This window comes from Neorhizobium sp. P1_A6, from assembly GCF_056406795.1.
Map to the genome: position 1 here is coordinate 302,731 of NZ_JBFTZM010000005.1, position 16,410 is coordinate 319,140.

18 protein-coding genes are annotated in these 16,410 nt (G+C 60.4%); 13 read left to right on the top strand and 5 right to left on the bottom strand.

What is annotated here, in order from left to right; translation table 11 throughout:
* Positions 1 to 104: 104 nt before the first annotated feature.
* From galE to AC1D3C_RS13190, 4 genes are all read left to right on the top strand, one after another.
* A complete protein-coding gene (gene galE / locus AC1D3C_RS13175; RefSeq protein ID WP_477483192.1) occupies positions 105 to 1,094 on the top strand; it encodes a UDP-glucose 4-epimerase GalE in 990 nt (329 codons plus the stop codon).
* An 11-nt stretch (positions 1,095 to 1,105) separates the two neighbouring features.
* Positions 1,106 to 1,798 carry a uracil-DNA glycosylase gene (gene ung, locus AC1D3C_RS13180; RefSeq protein WP_477483193.1) on the top strand — a complete coding sequence of 231 codons (693 nt, stop codon included), beginning with the start codon at positions 1,106 to 1,108 and terminating at the stop codon, positions 1,796 to 1,798.
* A 142-nt stretch (positions 1,799 to 1,940) separates the two neighbouring features.
* Positions 1,941 to 2,873 carry a VOC family protein gene (locus AC1D3C_RS13185; protein ID WP_477483194.1) on the top strand — a complete coding sequence of 311 codons (933 nt, stop codon included), beginning with the start codon at positions 1,941 to 1,943 and terminating at the stop codon, positions 2,871 to 2,873.
* A 27-nt stretch (positions 2,874 to 2,900) separates the two neighbouring features.
* Positions 2,901 to 3,515 carry an alpha/beta hydrolase gene (locus AC1D3C_RS13190; RefSeq protein WP_477483195.1) on the top strand — a complete coding sequence of 205 codons (615 nt, stop codon included), beginning with the start codon at positions 2,901 to 2,903 and terminating at the stop codon, positions 3,513 to 3,515.
* A 70-nt stretch (positions 3,516 to 3,585) separates the two neighbouring features.
* Here the strand turns inward: AC1D3C_RS13190 and AC1D3C_RS13195 are convergent, their stop codons facing one another.
* Positions 3,586 to 4,503 carry a DUF4344 domain-containing metallopeptidase gene (locus AC1D3C_RS13195; RefSeq protein ID WP_477483196.1) on the bottom strand — a complete coding sequence of 306 codons (918 nt, stop codon included), beginning with the start codon at positions 4,501 to 4,503 and terminating at the stop codon, positions 3,586 to 3,588.
* A gap of 404 nt (positions 4,504 to 4,907) precedes the next feature.
* Between AC1D3C_RS13195 and AC1D3C_RS13200 the strand changes: the two genes are divergently transcribed.
* From AC1D3C_RS13200 to AC1D3C_RS13225, 6 genes are all read left to right on the top strand, one after another.
* The gene (locus AC1D3C_RS13200; RefSeq protein WP_247137078.1) at positions 4,908 to 5,411 is read left to right on the top strand and encodes a MarR family winged helix-turn-helix transcriptional regulator; all 504 of its coding nucleotides are present in this window, start codon (positions 4,908 to 4,910) and stop codon (positions 5,409 to 5,411) included.
* Complete coding sequence (locus AC1D3C_RS13205) at positions 5,404 to 6,561, top strand: HlyD family secretion protein (protein ID WP_038544679.1); 1,158 nt, start codon at positions 5,404 to 5,406, stop codon at positions 6,559 to 6,561. The genes AC1D3C_RS13200 and AC1D3C_RS13205 overlap by 8 nt, the downstream gene beginning before the upstream one ends.
* A gap of 6 nt (positions 6,562 to 6,567) precedes the next feature.
* Positions 6,568 to 8,109 (top strand): DHA2 family efflux MFS transporter permease subunit, encoded by a 1,542-nt coding sequence (locus tag AC1D3C_RS13210; protein ID WP_477483197.1) that lies wholly within the window; start codon positions 6,568 to 6,570, stop codon positions 8,107 to 8,109.
* A 286-nt stretch (positions 8,110 to 8,395) separates the two neighbouring features.
* Entirely contained in the window at positions 8,396 to 9,823 is a 1,428-nt protein-coding gene (locus tag AC1D3C_RS13215; RefSeq protein ID WP_477483198.1) for an aldehyde dehydrogenase family protein, read from the top strand.
* Positions 9,813 to 10,205 (top strand): RidA family protein, encoded by a 393-nt coding sequence (locus AC1D3C_RS13220; protein WP_477483199.1) that lies wholly within the window; start codon positions 9,813 to 9,815, stop codon positions 10,203 to 10,205. Before AC1D3C_RS13215 ends, AC1D3C_RS13220 begins: the two co-directional genes overlap by 11 nt.
* Before the next feature lie 222 nt (positions 10,206 to 10,427).
* The gene (locus AC1D3C_RS13225; protein ID WP_477483200.1) at positions 10,428 to 10,856 is read left to right on the top strand and encodes a L,D-transpeptidase; all 429 of its coding nucleotides are present in this window, start codon (positions 10,428 to 10,430) and stop codon (positions 10,854 to 10,856) included.
* 21 nt (positions 10,857 to 10,877) lie between these two features.
* Here AC1D3C_RS13225 and AC1D3C_RS13230 read toward each other — a convergent pair whose 3' ends face one another.
* Together AC1D3C_RS13230 and AC1D3C_RS13235 are read right to left on the bottom strand one after the other, a co-directional pair.
* A complete protein-coding gene (locus AC1D3C_RS13230; RefSeq protein ID WP_038544669.1) occupies positions 10,878 to 11,453 on the bottom strand; it encodes a transglycosylase SLT domain-containing protein in 576 nt (191 codons plus the stop codon).
* Positions 11,454 to 11,507: 54 nt separating this feature from the next.
* Positions 11,508 to 12,707 carry a low temperature requirement protein A gene (locus tag AC1D3C_RS13235; protein ID WP_477483201.1) on the bottom strand — a complete coding sequence of 400 codons (1,200 nt, stop codon included), beginning with the start codon at positions 12,705 to 12,707 and terminating at the stop codon, positions 11,508 to 11,510.
* Positions 12,708 to 12,813: 106 nt separating this feature from the next.
* Here AC1D3C_RS13235 and AC1D3C_RS13240 point away from each other — a divergent pair, with 106 nt between their 5' ends.
* The 3 genes from AC1D3C_RS13240 (at position 12,814) to AC1D3C_RS13250 (ending at position 14,421) form a co-directional block, all read left to right on the top strand.
* Complete coding sequence (locus AC1D3C_RS13240; protein WP_477483202.1) at positions 12,814 to 13,413, top strand: GNAT family N-acetyltransferase; 600 nt, start codon at positions 12,814 to 12,816, stop codon at positions 13,411 to 13,413.
* Between the two features lie 150 nt (positions 13,414 to 13,563).
* Positions 13,564 to 13,788, top strand: a complete 225-nt coding sequence (locus AC1D3C_RS13245; protein WP_247137084.1) for a DUF2188 domain-containing protein — start codon at positions 13,564 to 13,566, stop codon at positions 13,786 to 13,788.
* 3 nt (positions 13,789 to 13,791) lie between these two features.
* Positions 13,792 to 14,421: a hypothetical protein gene (locus tag AC1D3C_RS13250; protein ID WP_477483203.1), complete on the top strand. Its 630-nt coding sequence runs from the start codon at positions 13,792 to 13,794 to the stop codon at positions 14,419 to 14,421.
* A 3-nt stretch (positions 14,422 to 14,424) separates the two neighbouring features.
* On the opposite strand, the gene AC1D3C_RS13255 is transcribed toward AC1D3C_RS13250, so the two are convergent.
* Together AC1D3C_RS13255 and AC1D3C_RS13260 are read right to left on the bottom strand one after the other, a co-directional pair.
* Positions 14,425 to 15,003 carry an NAD(P)H-dependent oxidoreductase gene (locus tag AC1D3C_RS13255; RefSeq protein WP_477483204.1) on the bottom strand — a complete coding sequence of 193 codons (579 nt, stop codon included), beginning with the start codon at positions 15,001 to 15,003 and terminating at the stop codon, positions 14,425 to 14,427.
* Complete coding sequence (locus AC1D3C_RS13260; protein ID WP_477483205.1) at positions 15,003 to 16,409, bottom strand: FAD-binding oxidoreductase; 1,407 nt, start codon at positions 16,407 to 16,409, stop codon at positions 15,003 to 15,005. The genes AC1D3C_RS13255 and AC1D3C_RS13260 overlap by 1 nt, the downstream gene beginning before the upstream one ends.
* Between the last annotated feature and the right edge of the window lies 1 nt (position 16,410).

A 16,410-nucleotide genomic window follows, 5' to 3' on the forward strand; every position in this document is an offset into this window, starting at 1 on the left:
CACCAGGTGCTATATTTTTCAATGTGGCTTGTTGTGGTCAAGTGCTGGCTTTTCGATCGCCGCCGGTTATAGTGCCGCCGGCTTCAATAACCGCAGGGGAAATGATGTCAGGGAAAAARGTACTCGTGGTCGGCGGGGCTGGCTATATCGGCTCCCATACGTGCCTGGTGCTCGCCGAGCGAGGTTATCAGCCTGTTGTCTTCGACAATCTCTCCAATGGGCATGCGGAATTCGTGCGCTGGGGTGAACTGGAACAGGGCGATATCCGTGACCGCGCCCGGCTCGATGAAGTGTTTGCCAAACACAAGCCGGACGCCGTGCTGCATTTCGCGGCGCTGATCGAGGTGGGGGAATCGGTCAAGAACCCGGTGGCCTTCTACGACAACAATGTCATAGGCGCGCTGACGCTGCTGTCGGCGGCGATCGATGCGGGTGTGAAAGCCTTCGTGTTTTCCTCCACCTGCGCCACTTACGGCCTGCCGGATCGCGTGCCGATGGACGAGACCCACAAACAGGCGCCGATCAATCCGTACGGGCGTACCAAATTCATCGTCGAGCAGGCGCTGAAGGACTACGGCACCTACAAGGACCTGAAATCGGTCATGCTGCGCTACTTCAATGCGGCCGGTGCCGATTTCGAGGGCCGGGTCGGCGAGTGGCACACGCCTGAGACCCACGCAATCCCGCTCGCGATCGAGGCGGCGCTTGGCCGTCGCCAGGGTTTCAAGGTGTTCGGCGACGATTACGACACCCGCGACGGCACTTGCGTGCGCGACTATATCCACGTGCTCGATCTGGCCGACGCGCACGTCCGGGCAGTCGACTACCTTCTCGCCGGTGGCGAAACGGTCGAACTCAATCTCGGCACCGGCACCGGCACGACGGTGAAGGAACTGCTCGCGGCGATTTCGGCGGTTTCCGGAAAACCTTTCCCGGTGGAATATACCGGCCGGCGCGAAGGTGATTCCACCTCGCTGGTCGCCAATAACGACAAGGCGCGGGCGGTTCTCGGCTGGGAACCGAAATATAGCCTAAACGATATCATCCGTTCGGCCTGGGACTGGCATTCCCGTTCCAACCATCATGTGATCTGAAGGGCCAAGACATGGCGGAAGGCGAGGTCAAGCTCGAGGAAAGCTGGAAACATGCGCTCGGGCCTGAGTTTTCCAATCCCTATATGAGCGAATTGCGCCGCTTCCTCGTCGCCGAAAAGGAAGCGGGCAAACGCATCTTCCCGAAAGGCTCGGAATATTTCCGCGCGCTCGATCTGACCCCGCTCGACGAGGTGAAGGTCGTCATCCTCGGCCAGGACCCCTATCACGGCTTCGGCCAGGCACACGGGCTTTGCTTCAGCGTTCGTCCGGGCGTGCGCGTCCCGCCGTCGCTCGTCAACATCTACAAGGAGATGGAGACGGATCTCGGCATTCCACCGGCCAGGCACGGATGCCTCGAACATTGGGCGGAGCAGGGTGTCCTGCTGCTGAACAGCGTGCTGACGGTCGAGGAGGCGAGGGCGGCCTCGCATCAGGGCAAGGGCTGGGAACGGTTCACCGATGCGGTGATCCGGGCGGTTAACGACGAATGCGACGGTGTCGTCTTTATCCTGTGGGGCTCCTATGCCCAGAAGAAGGCGGCCTTCGTCGATCAGCAGCGCCATCTGGTGATCAAGTCGGCCCATCCGTCGCCGCTTTCCGCGCATAACGGCTTTCTGGGCTCGCGACCATTTTCCAAGGCGAATGCTTATCTGCAGTCGATCGGCAAGGATCCGGTCGATTGGCGCCTGCCGGAACGAACCTAGTTCTGTGAACGATTGACCAATGGTCGTCTACGCAGAGTGAACAATGCGTTCGGATCGTCGCGTCTATCCAATCCCCGGTCCTTCCACCATCTTTACCCCAGAACAGCAGGCCGCACAGGCGGTCCGCAGAAAAGGGGTTTAAATGCTCGACCAGATCAAGGGCCTCCACCACGTCACGTCGATGGCTGCCAGCGCCAGCACCAACAACAAGTTCTTCACCGACACGCTCGGCCTTCGCCGGGTCAAGAAGACCGTCAACTTCGACGCTCCGGATGTCTACCATCTCTACTACGGCGACGAAGTCGGTTCTCCCGGCTCTGTCATGACCTATTTCCCGTTCCCGCATATCGCCCGCGGCCGTCAGGGCACCGGCGAAGTCGGAACGACACTCTTCTCGGTTCCGGAAGGTTCGTTCGGTTTCTGGACCGACCGCCTGTCCAAAGCCGGCGCGGAAGGCATCAAGGCCGATAGCGCATTCGGTGAAAACCGCCTGCATTTCGCCGGTCCGGATGGCGACGGGTTCGCGCTCGTCGAAGTCAAGGACGATGCCCGCAAGCAGTTCGTCGGCAACGGCATCTCCGAAGATCACGCGATCCGCGGCTTTCACTCCGCTTCGCTTCGTCTTCGCGATGAGGGTGCTACCGCCGAGCTCCTGAAATTCATGGGCTACAGCCAAGCCGACGCCAAGGATGGCGTTACCCGCCTGATCATGCCGGGCGGCAACGGCGCCGATGTCATCGATATCGAGACCATGCCGAACATTGCCCGCGCCAATCTCGGCGCCGGGTCGGTTCATCACATCGCCTTTGCGGTCGAGAACCGCGCAAAGCAACTCGAAGTCCGCAAGGCGCTGATGGATACCGGCTACCAGGTCACCCCGGTCATCGACCGCGATTACTTCTGGGCGATCTATTTCCGCACGCCGGGCGGCGTGCTGTTCGAAATCGCCACCAACGAACCCGGCTTCGATCGGGACGAGGATACCGCCCATCTCGGCGAAGCCCTGAAGCTGCCCGCACAGCATGCACATCTGCGGGCAACGCTCGAACAACATCTCGAACCGCTGGACGCCTAATCAGGCGACGCGTCCAAGGAGACCATCATGAGTTACGACAGTTATGTGCACCGGGCGCGCGCCGGTGCATCCGGAGCGCCGATCCTGTTCGTCTTTCACGGCACCGGCGGCGATGAAAATCAGTTCTTCGAATTCGGCGGCCGTCTTTTGGCCGGCGCCACGGTGATCTCGCCGCGCGGCGACATTTCCGAACACGGCGCGGCGCGTTTCTTCCGCCGCAAGGCTGAAGGTGTCTATGATTGCGAGGATCTTGCCCGGGCGACCGAGCGGATGAGCGAATTCGTCGCCGCCAACCGCGAACGTTACGGTTCCTCGACCGTGCTCGGCCTCGGGTTTTCGAACGGTGCGAACATTCTCGCCAATATCATGATCGAGAAGCCCGGCCTGTTCGACGCGGGCGTGCTGATGCATCCGCTGATCCCGTTCGCGCCAAAAGACCGCAAGGGCAAGCTTCAGAGCCGTGTGCTGATCACCGCCGGCCAGCATGATCCGATCGCCTCCGTGGCCCAGACCACCGACCTTGCGGACTACTTCAAGACGCAGGGCGACACGGTGACGCTGGAATGGCATGGCGGCGGGCATGAGATCCGTCCCAACGAGATCGAGGCCGCCAAAAAGTTCTTCGCGCCCTACGGTGCTTGACGCCAAAATGAAAACGCCCGGCTCCTCGATTGAGAGCCGGGCATTTTGATCTCAAGTTTTGCCGGCTTTTCTATTGGCGGGCAGTCGCCGTTCCGAATACTCTTGTCGGGGCCGGCTTTGTCTCGGAGGTCTTCTCCTCCGCTTCGTCGTCGCTGCTCTTCTCGCCGTTGCGGAAATAGTTGGCAACCGTTTGCGTGTGCAATTGCATCAACTCGTAGCAGTAGGTCACTTCCCGTTCGCTTGGCGACCAGTAAGCATTCGACTCGCCGCATTCGGCGGCCGTCAGCTTGATGCCGTCGTCGAGTTTGTAGAGCCCGGACAGAAGCTCCGCCAGGATATCCAGAACCTTCGCCGTCTTCGTCAGGTCCGCATAATCCTGGAGCTCCTTGTTGTTCGGCTTCTTGTAGGTGATCGTGAACTTGTTGTTCTGTCCGTCGGCCTGCTGATGCGGTTTCAGGACACCGAACCAGCTGTCACGGGCTTTCTGATATTCGCCGACGCACTGCTTGCGGCGCTCCTCCGGAAATTCCAGGTTATCGGCTGATTCCTTGAATTTCTCCGCACCCTTGCCGACCATCATGCAGACCATGCTGAAGGCGCGCTGGCGGTCGAGTGCGTGGACATCCCACAGGGCCTGCTCCTCTTCAGCCGCCTCGCTGGCCTCGGCGGATAACGTCCAGCCGTCGACGGAGTCGGTCAGCGCCGTATCGAAAACCTCGCCATCCGCCTCCAGCAGGAGCAGCGTGGAGAGCGTGTCGACGGCATCTTCCTCGCGGCCAAGAACCGGCAGGTTGAATTCCGAAACCAGCATATGTCCGGCTTCATGGAACAGGAAAAACAGCGCATTGCCGAATGCGAACTCGACACTGTCCTCGACCTGCTGCTTGGAAAGGCCTTGAAGGTCGTCGGTGAGTGCTGCCGCCTGGGCGCCGGGCATCGGCAGCGCAAGTAGCCCGATAAGGGCGAGAGGGAGAAGGCTGCGTTGCATCGGGCCGGTGCTTTCTGAAATCGATGTTGATCTGTCGCGTCCGCGATCCAAGCGATGCGGAGAGATTTGCCGGTCGTCGCGAGGCTGATTTATTCTATAACGCCGAGCTTTTAAGGTTGGATGAAGCAGTATTGTTGCCGATGTATTTCGACAGCCTTCGCGAACATTTAAGGTTTGTTAGAATTCCCTCACTTTCATTGGTGAGCGAACTCCTAATGTAGCAGCGGGATCGTCCCGCAATTGATTTGCCGGCCTATAGCGAGATCGCCGAAAGCTTCCACATGTCCGGAAAATCAAGTTTGCCCTACAGCAGGCAGCGAGGCGATCCGCGCACGAAACTGTGATGCCGACGGCGACAGAACGTCGCAGGGTTCTTGGTTGTCAATCGACCTCAGAATATATACATGCTTATCATCAGCGCACTAGTATTTGCCATGCCAAACAACAACCCGACTCTCGGCTTTCTTTTTAATGACGTCGCACGCCTGTTTCGAAAGCGCTTCGAGCAGCGCGCGAAGCATATCGGCCTGACGCGCGCCCAGTGGCAGACGATTGTCTATCTCTCCCGCTGCGAAGGCATTCACCAGAAGGCGCTTGCCGAGCTTCTGGAAATTTCGCCGATCTCGGTGATGCGGGTGCTCGACAACCTTGCGGAACGCGGCCTCATCGAGCGACGCCCGCATGAGACCGACCGGCGGATCACATTGCTCTACACGACCGAAAAATCGAGGGCTCTAATCGACGACGGCCGCGAACTTGGAGATGCGACGCGCCAGGATGCGCTCGAGAACATTTCGGACGCCGACCGCGCCCGTCTCTTTGAAATACTCGAACACATGAAATCCAACCTCGTTACGGCCTGCCGCGCGCCGGCCGACAAAGCTCAAAAGAAGTCCTCCCATGACTGAGACCACCGCCCGTTCGTCCGAAGACAGCAACGTCACCGTTCTCGAAACACCCGCTCCGGCAGCCGCCGAACACAGCAGGGCGCGCAAGCGACGGAGCCTCAAGCGCCCGGTGCTCTTCGCGCTACTGCCGATCGCGCTGGTCATCGGCGGTTATTATTACGTCGAAGGCGGCCAGATCCTGTCGACCGACAACGCCTATCTCCAGGCGGACATGATCGGCGTAACGACCGATGTCGCCGGCACCGTGGCGTCCGTCGACGTGCACGAGAACCAGGAGGTCAGCCAGGGCCAGGTTCTCTTCACGCTGAAGCCGGACAGTTTCCGCATCGCGCTTGACGGGGCCAAGGCAAAGCTCGGGGCCGCACGCAACCAGCTCCTCAACCTGCAGGCCTCCTACCGTGAATCGCTCGCACAGATCGCTCAGGCGGAAGCCGACATTCCTTATTTCCAGACCGTTGTCGAACGTCAGGAACGGCTGATCTCCGGTTCGGCCGCCTCGCAGACGGCATTGGATGACGCCAAGCACAATCTCGACGCCGCCCACCAGAAGGTGGCGGTCGCCAAGGCGCAGGCCGATGCGACGCTTGCCCAGCTCGGCGGCAATGCCGACCAACCCATCGAACAGAACCCGCTCTATCTCGAAGCCCAGGCCGCGGTCGACGATGCGCAACGCCAGTTGAACAACACGGTCGCGCGGGCGCCGTTCGACGGCATCGTCACCAATGTCAGCGCGCTGCAGGTCGGCAGCTATCTCGAAGCCGCTCAGCAGGGCTTCTCGCTGGTCTCGACCAGGAACATGTGGATCGCCGCCAATCCGAAGGAAACCGAGCTTACCTATATCAAGCCCGGCCAGCCGGTGACGATCAGCGTCGATACCTATCCGGGTGTCCAGTGGACGGGCAAGGTCGCGAGCGTCAGCCCCGCCTCCGGCTCCAGTTTCGCGTTGCTCCCGGCGCAGAACACGTCCGGCAACTGGGTCAAGGTCGTGCAGCGCATTCCGATGCGCGTGACGATCGATGACACGGCCGGCAAGCCGCCGCTTCGCGCCGGCATGAGCACGGTGGTCGATGTCGATACCGGCCACAAGCGCGGCCTGCCGGAATTCGCCCAGAAGCTCCTCAACCAGTCGACCGCCTACGCGCACGAGTAAACGATCATGAGCAACGTCGTTTCATCGGCAGCGTCGGTGGTCGCCAATCGTGGTGCGATCACCGCCTGCGTCATTCTGGCCGTCATCATGCAGGCGCTCGATACGACGATCGCCAACGTCGCGCTGCCCTATATCCAAGGCAGCGTTTCGGCTTCCGCCGACCAGATCAACTGGGTGCTGACCTCCTATATCGTCGCCGCGGCAATCATGACGCCGCCGTCCGGCTTCCTGGCCGCCAAGTTCGGCCGCAAGCGCGTGCTGCTCGTCGCCATCTTCGGCTTCGTCGCCGCCTCCGTGCTTTGCGGGTTGGCCCAGTCGCTGCCGCAGATCGTCGGTTTCCGCCTGCTGCAGGGCTTTTTCGGCGCAGCGCTCGTGCCGCTGTCGCAGGGCATCCTGCTCGACATCTATTCCGTCGAGGAGCGCGGTTCGGCGATGGCGCTGTTCGGCGTCTCGGTCATGGTAGGCCCCGTGCTCGGCCCGGTCATCGGAGGCTGGCTGACTGACAATATCAGCTGGCGCTGGGTGTTCTATATCAACGTGCCGATCGGCATCCTGGCCTTCATGGGCATCAGCGTCTTCGTCAAGGAGACCAAGATCGACGCGCAGGCGAAGCTCGACTGGTTCGGCTTCGGCATGCTCAGTCTCGCTATCGCGTCGCTGCAGCTCTTCCTCGACCGCGGCCAGCAGCTCGACTGGTTCTCCTCGAGCGAGATCGTCGTCGAAGCCTTGGTCTGCGCCGCCGCTTTCTACCTGCTGCTGGTGCACACGTTCACGACGGAAAAGTCGTTCATCAATCCGCGCCTTTTCCTCGACCAGAATTTTACCGTCAGCATGATCTTCATCTTCGTGATCGGGGTGACCTATCTCGCCTCGCTTGCGCTGATGACGCCGTACCTGCAATCGCTGATGGGCTATCCGGTGATTACCGCCGGCATCGTCATGGGGCCGCGCGGTCTCGGCACGATGGTGTGCATGTTCTTGGTCGGACGGCTGATCGGCAAGGTGGATACGCGCATCCTGATCTTCCTTGGCCTCGCGATCACCGCCTGGGCGATGTATGACATGATGGGCTGGACGCCTGACGTCTCGCAGTGGACGATCGTCTATGTCGGTTTCATCCAGGGTGCGGGCCTCGGCTTCCTGTTCGTGCCGCTGACGACGATCGCGTTCGCGACCTTGCCGGCGCATATGCGCGGCGACGGGACCGGTCTCTACAATCTGTCGCGTAATATCGGCTCCAGCGTTGGCATCGCCGTCGTCTCGGCGCTGCTGGTGGAAAATGTCCAGCGCAATCATGCGGACATCGTCAGCTACGTGACGCCGTTCAACCACGCCTTCCAGGCAAAGGCTGCGGCGGGCCTGGACCCGACGACGGTTGCCGGCGCCAGCGCACTCGACAGCATCATCACGCTGCAGTCGACGATCATCGCCTATGTGGATGATTTCAAGCTGCTGATGATCATGTCGCTTGCGGTGATGCCGCTGCTGTTCGTGCTGCGCAAGCCGGCCAAGGCACCGGCTGTGGATCACAGCGTGGCGATGGAATAATCGGCCTTCCGGGGCATGGAATTGCCCCTCATCCGGCTGCCGCCACCTTCTCCCCGTTCTGACGGGGAGAAGGACGCAAGCCGCGTGATCCCCGTCCCTCTGGATCGGGGTTTCGGCTGGGCAAGGTGGTGCGGCATATCTCTTCTCCCCGTCCATACGGGGAGAAGGTGGCGGCAGCCGGATGAGGGGCAAAGCTCCACATGCAAACGCCTCCTTCGGGCTTGCGAGGCAAATAACGATGGCCGATAGTGGCTCGATCACGTTTCTGGCTGCCCGGAGGTCTCCCATGAGTAACCACCTGAAATTCTTCATCGACGGTGTCTGGGTGGGGCCGGCCATTCCGGTCGCTCTGGATGTCATCGACCCGTCCACCGAAGAGGCCTATACGCGCATCGCGCTCGGCTCCAAGGCGGATGTGGACAAGGCCGTTGCGGCGGCCAAGGCTGCTTTCCCGGCCTTCTCGCAATGGTCGAAGGAGGAGCGGCTGGCGTTGCTCCGTCGGATTCTTGTCGAATACGAAAAGCGCTACGAGGATATCGCGCAAGCCGTTTCCCAGGAAATGGGTGCGCCGATCGGCTTTGCGAGGGACGCGCAGGCCGCTGCCGGGCAGGGGCATCTCAAGGCGACGATCGAGGCGTTCGAAGCCTACGAATTCACGGAGACGCGCGGTACGACGACCATCGTGAAAGAGCCGATCGGCGTTTGCGCGCTGATCACGCCGTGGAACTGGCCGCTCAACCAGATCGTCTGCAAGGTGGCACCGGCGATCGCCGCCGGCTGCACCATGGTGCTCAAACCCTCCGAGATCGCGCCGATCAGCGGCATCATCTTTGCGGAAGTGATGGAGGCGGCGGGCACGCCGAAGGGCGTCTTCAACCTCGTCAACGGCACCGGACCGGACGTGGGCCAAGTGATGGCCGGCCATCCGGATGTCGACATGGTGTCCTTCACCGGCTCCACCCGCGCCGGCGTGATCGTCGCCAAAACCGCCGCCGATACCGTGAAGCGGGTGGCGCAGGAACTCGGCGGCAAGTCGCCCAATATCATCCTGGCTGATGCGGAATTCGAAAAGGCGGTGGCGGACGGCGTGACCGCCTGCTTTGGCAATTCCGGCCAATCCTGCGATGCGCCGACCCGCATGCTGGTGCCGGCCAAACGCCATGACGAGGCGCTTCGAATTGCGAAGGCTGCGGCCGAGAAACTGAAGACCGGCGATCCGCGCGCCGATGGCATCGATCTCGGCCCGGTGGTCAGCCAGACCCAGTTCGACAAGATACAGCGGCTGATCGAGGCGGGCATCGCGGAAGGTGCGACGCTGGTCACCGGCGGCCCCGGCCGGCCGGAAAACCTCAACCGCGGCTATTATATCCGCCCGACCGTGTTCGGAAACGTCAGCAACGACATGACCATCGCGCGAGAGGAGATCTTCGGGCCGGTCCTGTCGATCCTCCCTTATGAGACAGAAGAGCAGGCGGTCGAGATCGCCAACGACACGCCCTATGGGCTTGCCGCCTATGTCCAGTCCGGCGACCTCGTTCATGCCCGCCGGGTGGCGGCGCGTCTACGCGCCGGTTCGGTGTTCATCAATTATCCCGAATGGGATCTCTTCGCGCCCTTCGGCGGCTTCAAGCAATCCGGCAACGGCCGCGAATATGCCGATTGGGCCATTCACGACTTCCTCGAAATCAAGGGTATCGTTGGGTATGGCGTTTAAGACCTTCAATCCTTCCTCCGTCCGCAAGCCGTTCGGCGGCTACAATCACGGCCTGCTGGTGCCGCCGGGCGCAAGCCTGCTGGTCACCTCCGGCCAGCTCGGCATTTCGCCCGAGGACAGGATCCCGCCGGATGTAGCCGGCCAGGCCGAACTTTGCTTCAAGGCGATCGGCGCGATCCTCGAGGAGGCGGGCATGACCTATGCGGACGTCATCCGCATTTCCGGCTTCGTCACCAGCCGGGAGGATTTTCCGGCCTATATGGCGGTGCGCGACCGCTATACGCTCGACCCGAAACCGGCCTCGACGCTGATCGTGGTCGGCGGCTTTACCCGGGCCGAATTCCTGGTGGAAGTGGAAGTGACGGCGGCGAAGGTGTTCTGACGCCGCCTTCAAATAAATAAAGGCTTTATATCTTTGATGCCGAGCATGGTCGGACGAGGCGGATTTATTTTTTATTGATCACATGATTGTTTCTATTGCGAAGCAAAGTGCTGCATTTTTTCATTTGCAGAAAAATCACGGCCCCTCTTTAAATATTCCTTGAGCTGATTGGGCTATCAGTGAGCCGTGGGGTTCTGATCAAGGTTATTCGGGGGTTTTTCCATGCGTCCTGTTGTAATGGGTGCCTTAGCACTTCTGTCTGCGCAATTTCTCGCGCCCGCTGCCTTTTCCGCAGGTCTCGTTGCCAGCGTCAGCCTGTCGTCACAGACCATGACCGTCGAGCGTGACGGCGTCGTGGTTTACGAATGGAAGGTCTCGACCGCTCGGCCAGGCTATTCGACGCCGACAGGAAACTGGGGCGCCAAGTCGCTGTCCAGGAACCATCGTTCGCGCAAATACGACAACGCGCCGATGCCGTTTGCGGTGTTCTACAATGGCGGTTATGCCGTGCACGCCACCTTCGAGACAAGGCGGCTCGGCCGTCCGGCCTCGCATGGCTGCATCCGCCTGCATCCAGAAAACGCTGCGACGTTCTTCACGCTCACCAGCCAATACGGCCTGTCGAACACCCGCATCGTCGTCAGCCGCTGAGTTCCGCCGCTGAGTTATGGCTCAGTAGCCGCAGCTCCTCAGCTGAGCTTCGTATTTGGCGGCCATGCCGGCGGATTTCTGGGCGGTCTGCTTGACCCCGTTGCCGAACTCGCCGCGCGCATATCCTGCCTGGCCGGTGTAGTAGGCGAGGTAGAGATTATAACTATCGGTAAGCGGAATGCCGTTCTTGAGATGGCTGCGGTTGTGATACCAGCCGACGAAATGAACAGCATCGCCGAAATCGGTGCGGCTGGCGCTCCAGCGGCCAGTATCCTGCTTGTAGGTCAGCCAGGTGCCGTCGAGCGCCTGGGCGTAACCATAGGCCGTTGAGGCGCGGGTCCACGGGATGAAGCCTAGCAGTTTGGTGCGCGGCGGCCGGGCATAGGGCTGGAAGCCCGATTCCACATAGATCGTCGCCATCAGGATCGGTACAGGCACGCCGAATTCTCGCTCGGCCTTCTTGGCGTCGCGCGCCCAGTTGTTGAACAGCCCGTCGCGCTGCTCGAAGATCGCGCAGGCATTGGTGACCCGGCTCGGCGCAGATGCGCAGGCAGACAGGGACACGGTCAGGAGGGCGATGAAAAACGCAATACGCATCGCTTAATCTCTCGGTTTCCAGAGATTAATAACCGGTAAAATTTAAGGAAAAGTTTAATGGTTGGGATGAGATGTAGGTGACGCTAAATAGGCGCGTCCGGCAAACAGGTTTCGTACGATGACGCCGAGCGCAGTCGTGGCCGCAATGCCTTCGAGCCCAAGCCCGATTGCCGGCGCAAGCAGCGTCAGGACGGCAAACACGGCGAGCGTGAAACGCGCCGGGCCGATGCAGACGTAACGGTCGCGTACGAACCACAGGCTCGCCAGATAAATCGCGACCGGGATCGCCACTGCATAATCTCCAACGAGGATGGAGACTTCGGAATGGTGGGTGATGATGTCGACGAGCACGGCAAAACCGGCGCCAACCGCGGCGCCCGATGTGAAGATGAAGAAATGGCCGTAGCCCCAGAGAAGCGAGCGCCTCAAATGATGGCTGCTCAGTTGTTCCTCGCGGGCGAAATAGACCCACCAGAGTGAAAAGACGATGACCAGCGCCGAAAGCGCCGTATGCACCAGCATGATGTTGACCTCGCCGGCGAACTGGCGAAGTGCGGTCGAACCGGCGAGCAGCGTCTCGCCGAGGACGATGATGTTGAGCAGGCCGTAACGTTCGACGATGTGGTGGCGATGCCAGGGCGTGTTGGCGGTCAGCCGTTCGGCGACGGCGGGCACCGCAAGTTCAAGAACTACGGCGAGCGCCCAGAGGATATAGGATACGCCGAAGGTGAGGGGCTGCAGAAAGAGGAAGCTCAGCCAGAGAAGCTGGACGAGGAAGATCCCGATCGCATAACCGAGCGCAGTGGGCCGGCAGCCCGGGTCGTGATAGGCCGCGCGCAGCCACAGGATGATCATGGCGATGCGCATGACGGCGTAGCCATAGATCACCAGCGTGAAATCCGGTGCCTCTGTAAAGAGAGCCGGAATGCCGGCGGCGATCGTCAGCGAACCGCCCATCAGCACCATGGTCAGCAACCGATAAACGACGTCGTCATTGTCATAGGCAGACGAGAACCAGGTGAAGTTCATCCAGGCCCACCAGATGGCGAAGAAGGCCATGATGAAGGTCATCACCCCCTGCGCCGCATGATTTTCGGCAATCGCATGATGCAACCCGGCGGCGGCCGATGCGATCGCGATCACCGACACGAGGTCGAACAGCAGTTCGAGCGGGGTTGCAACCCGGTGATGTTCGTTCGGATCGCGGGGATGCAAGGGACGCAGGATAGTGGCGAGTGGTGAAGCCTCGGTCATTGTCTGTCTGTCCCTGAACATGAAGATTCGCGATCGAGGGAAATAGCGCAAAAAAGCGTGTTCAAGTAAAGAGTGGCGGGCCATATCGCGACGATCGAGGCTTGGGATGCGTGACGTTGTTGAAACGGAAAGGCTGGTATTGCGGGAAATTACCAGGGTGGACCTGCCGATCTTGTTTCGCATCTTCGGCGATGCCGAGAGCATGCGCTTTTATCCGCGCGCCAAGAGCCTCGAAGAAACCGAAGCATGGTTCGAAAAGCTTGCTTTCCGGAGTTATGCGAAAAACGGTTTCGGTCTCTGGGGTATCGTCGAGAAGGCAGCCGGCGAGCTGATTGGTGATTGCGGCATTACCCTTCAGCCGACGCCCCACGGCCTGGAGCCGGAGATTGGTTATCATCTCCGGCGCGAATGGCTCGGCCGTGGTTATGCCGTTGAGGCGGCCGCCGCCTGCCGTGATTTTGGTCTCGGCGGCCTCGGTTTCGAGCGGATCGTCTCGATCGTCAGCCCGGAAAATATACCGTCGCTCCGGGTTGCGGCGAGAATCCATCAGCGCTGGGAAATCTATCGGACGGTAACGGCCGCTGGGGCGCAGGTGGATCGGTTTCTGTTCATCTCCGAGCGGAATACGCCGGACGCAGACGAACCGGATGCGGCCACGCGGGTCGCAATGGTGGAGGCGGCGGCTTCGATTTTGCGGCGAAGGTAGCCTCATGACAAAGTCCGCGCCGTTTCCGCAAGTGCGGGCAAACATATCGCGAATATGGCTTGTACCTACACATAATTTTCGGCCACTCATTTGCTTGGACCGATAACTACAATATATATTGATTTGCAATGATGGGTTGAAGGATCTGTGATGTCGAAGAAAGGTCAGCACGTCGTCCCGAACGGTGACAAATGGAGCGTTCGGAAAGCAGGCGCATCCCGAGCATCTGGTACGTTTGGTACCCAGCAAGAGGCTATCGAAAAGGCCCGTGATCTTGCGCGAAACCAGAGAACGGAACTCTACATCCATGACCGTGAGGGTAGGATCAGAGAGCGAAATTCTTATGGCGGGGATCCGTTTCCGCCGAAGGGATGAGACTTGCCCAATCCGCCTTTCGAAAAATCCGTTTTTATAAACTGCCCTTTTGACAAAGATTACGAGCCAATTTTGCAAGCGATGCTGTTCTGTGTCGTATATCTTGGCTTTGCGCCTCGGTTGGCAACGGAGCGGATCGACGGTGGAGAAAATCGGTTAGAAAAGATCATTGATCTGATCCGAAACTCGAAATTCTCCATTCACGACCTGAGCAGAGCACAGGCAAACGCCGCTGGCGAACACGCCAGGATGAATATGCCGTTCGAACTCGGAATCGACTATGGGTGCCGTCAGTTCCACTTGGACGAACGGAGTGGCAAGAAAATCCTGATTTTGGAGGAAAAGCGATATCGTCATCAGATTGCGATCTCGGATCTGGCTGGGTGCGATCTCGACGTACACGAGGCCGAATTCCAAAAAGCAGTTCGCAAAGTTCGTAACTGGCTGGTCAATGAAGCGGATGCCGAGGTCATAGGGCCGCGAAAGATTTTGGATGCCTACGCGGATTTTCAAGAATGGCACTACGAGAGGCAATTGGCGGCAGGCTTCTCCGATGACGATATTCAAGACTACCCGACGAAAGAGCTTATGTCGTCGATGACCGAATGGATTGCCATCGGCAAGCCGATCTAACTGTCAGAACCGCTCCATCTCGCGCCGGACCTTGTCGAGGAACGCAGCGCGTGTCTGCGGCGTGCAGTTGTTCATGTCGTAATGGGCCAGAAACGTCACCGGCCGGGCAGGGTTGGTCTGCACCCGCAGCACGCGTTTCGACAGCTTTCGCGGCGGGTCGCCGGCGAGGAAGGCGCGCCAGCGGGTGGCGCCGTAGGTGGTGACCACCGCCACCTTGTCGATATGCAGTTTTCGCGTCAGCTTGCCGTCTTTCAGCTCGAAGGTGATACCCGGCAGCCAGACGCGGTCGAAATAACCCTTCAGCATGGCCGGCCAGCCGAAATTCCAGACCGGCGTGACGATCACCAGCCCTTCCGCCGCCTGCAGCCGGTCGACATAGGGTTTCACCAGCGACAGGTTGTTGGGGTAGTCGTGATAGGTCATCCGGTCATGACGCGACATGACCGGATCGAAACCTTCGGCATAGAGGTCGCAGTCATCCACCTCGTGCCCGGCCTTGGTCAGGCTTTCGCGAGCTTGCCTGTGCAGCGCTGCGCCATAACTTTCTTCGACCGGATGCGAATGGACGAGCAGGACACGCATCAGCCACCTGCTGCCGCAAGGCCCGGGAAGAGGTAGTTCTTGCCGGCGGAAAAATCGAAATCGGGATTGTCCCAGGCGATCATCTTGCCGGGGTTGAGCAGCCCCTTCGGATCGGTCTCCTTCTTGAAGGCGAGCTGGACGGTGTCCGTCTGCTTCATGCCGCCTTCTTCCAGCGTATAGCGGTGCGGGTTGAAGATCGGGCAACCGTTGTCGCGGTGGATCTGCATGATCTCCTCCAGCCGCTCCTTGGTCGTGTAGCGGACGAGAGGCAGGCCGGAGCACTGCATGCGGCCGTCGAACTTGATGAATTCCAGATGGCCCGGCACTTCGTCGCCGAACAGTTTTGTCATCTTCTCGACCTTGGCGACATGGTCCGGTCCCGGATACTGGACCTGCAGATAGGTAAAGCCGGGATCGACCTTCAGGGCGCGCAGCGTCGTGTGGTTCCAGGCGAGTTCATAGGCATGCGGGATGCCTTTCATGCTCTCGACCTTGTCGGAGCGGAACAGGATTTCGCCCTTCTGGCGCTCGGCAAAGGCGGTGAAGGCATCCATCGAATGCGGTGCGATCATCAGCACGACGATCGACTGGTTGCGGTCGCGCAGGAACGGCTTGTGGCGCGGGAAATAGTCGTAGGGGATCGGCGCCGCGATCGGGGCGATCTCCTTGATCAGCAGGCCGTTCTTGTGGGCCAGCGCATCGCCGAAGCGCACCGTATCCATGAAGTCGTCGTAACCGACCAGCACGTCGACCCAGTCGTATGCGGGTGCGAGCGGCATCTCGACCTCGACGATGATGCCATTGGTGCCATAGGCATGGGTGACCTTCTGCAGATCCCAGGCCGTCAGGTCGAGCACGCGCGGCTCAGCCTCCATGGTGATGACGCGCAGCCGCAGTATATTGCCGAGGTCGCGCAAACCGCCCCAGTGGATCGAGCCGACGCCGCCGGAACCGCCAGCGACGAAACCGCCGATCGTCGCCGTCTGGGCGGTGGAGGGATGGAAGCGCAGTTCCTGGCCGGAATGGGCCTTTGTCTGGCGGTCGAGTTCGGCGATCACGATGCCGGGCTCGGCGATGACGCGGCCCGGATGGATTTCCTTGACCTTGTTCATGTTGATGAGGTTGAGCACGATACCGCCGGAGAGCGGCATGGCCTGGCCGTAATTGCCGGTGCCGGCACCGCGCGGGGTGACCGGCACGCCATGCGCGTAGGCCACCTTCAACACCCGGATCACCTCTTCCTCGCTTTTCGGCGAGACGACGAGATCGGCGGTGACGCTCTCGAGTTCTTCCTTGAGGATCGGCGAGTACCAGTAGAAATCGCGGCTCTTCTGGCGCACCAGCGCCGGATTGTCCTCGACCGCGAGGCCTTCGAGTTCTTTCTTGATCTGTGCGTAATCCGGCATG

What these genes read in the sequence shown, in the direction of transcription:
- AC1D3C_RS13200 (WP_247137078.1), top strand. Translation starts at nt 4,908, where the DNA reads ATGCTTATCATCAGCGCACTAGTATTTGCCATGCCAAACAACAACCCG.
- ung (WP_477483193.1), top strand. Translation starts at nt 1,106, where the DNA reads ATGGCGGAAGGCGAGGTCAAGCTCGAGGAAAGCTGGAAACATGCGCTC.
- AC1D3C_RS13240 (WP_477483202.1), top strand. Translation starts at nt 12,814, where the DNA reads ATGCGTGACGTTGTTGAAACGGAAAGGCTGGTATTGCGGGAAATTACC.
- AC1D3C_RS13210 (WP_477483197.1), top strand. Translation starts at nt 6,568, where the DNA reads ATGAGCAACGTCGTTTCATCGGCAGCGTCGGTGGTCGCCAATCGTGGT.
- AC1D3C_RS13190 (WP_477483195.1), top strand. Translation starts at nt 2,901, where the DNA reads ATGAGTTACGACAGTTATGTGCACCGGGCGCGCGCCGGTGCATCCGGA.
- AC1D3C_RS13215 (WP_477483198.1), top strand. Translation starts at nt 8,396, where the DNA reads ATGAGTAACCACCTGAAATTCTTCATCGACGGTGTCTGGGTGGGGCCG.
- AC1D3C_RS13195 (WP_477483196.1), bottom strand. Translation starts at nt 4,503, where the DNA reads ATGCAACGCAGCCTTCTCCCTCTCGCCCTTATCGGGCTACTTGCGCTG.
- AC1D3C_RS13260 (WP_477483205.1), bottom strand. Translation starts at nt 16,409, where the DNA reads ATGCCGGATTACGCACAGATCAAGAAAGAACTCGAAGGCCTCGCGGTC.
- AC1D3C_RS13205 (WP_038544679.1), top strand. Translation starts at nt 5,404, where the DNA reads ATGACTGAGACCACCGCCCGTTCGTCCGAAGACAGCAACGTCACCGTT.
- AC1D3C_RS13220 (WP_477483199.1), top strand. Translation starts at nt 9,813, where the DNA reads ATGGCGTTTAAGACCTTCAATCCTTCCTCCGTCCGCAAGCCGTTCGGC.
- AC1D3C_RS13230 (WP_038544669.1), bottom strand. Translation starts at nt 11,453, where the DNA reads ATGCGTATTGCGTTTTTCATCGCCCTCCTGACCGTGTCCCTGTCTGCC.
- AC1D3C_RS13235 (WP_477483201.1), bottom strand. Translation starts at nt 12,707, where the DNA reads ATGACCGAGGCTTCACCACTCGCCACTATCCTGCGTCCCTTGCATCCC.
- AC1D3C_RS13185 (WP_477483194.1), top strand. Translation starts at nt 1,941, where the DNA reads ATGCTCGACCAGATCAAGGGCCTCCACCACGTCACGTCGATGGCTGCC.
- AC1D3C_RS13245 (WP_247137084.1), top strand. Translation starts at nt 13,564, where the DNA reads ATGTCGAAGAAAGGTCAGCACGTCGTCCCGAACGGTGACAAATGGAGC.
- AC1D3C_RS13225 (WP_477483200.1), top strand. Translation starts at nt 10,428, where the DNA reads ATGCGTCCTGTTGTAATGGGTGCCTTAGCACTTCTGTCTGCGCAATTT.
- AC1D3C_RS13255 (WP_477483204.1), bottom strand. Translation starts at nt 15,003, where the DNA reads ATGCGTGTCCTGCTCGTCCATTCGCATCCGGTCGAAGAAAGTTATGGC.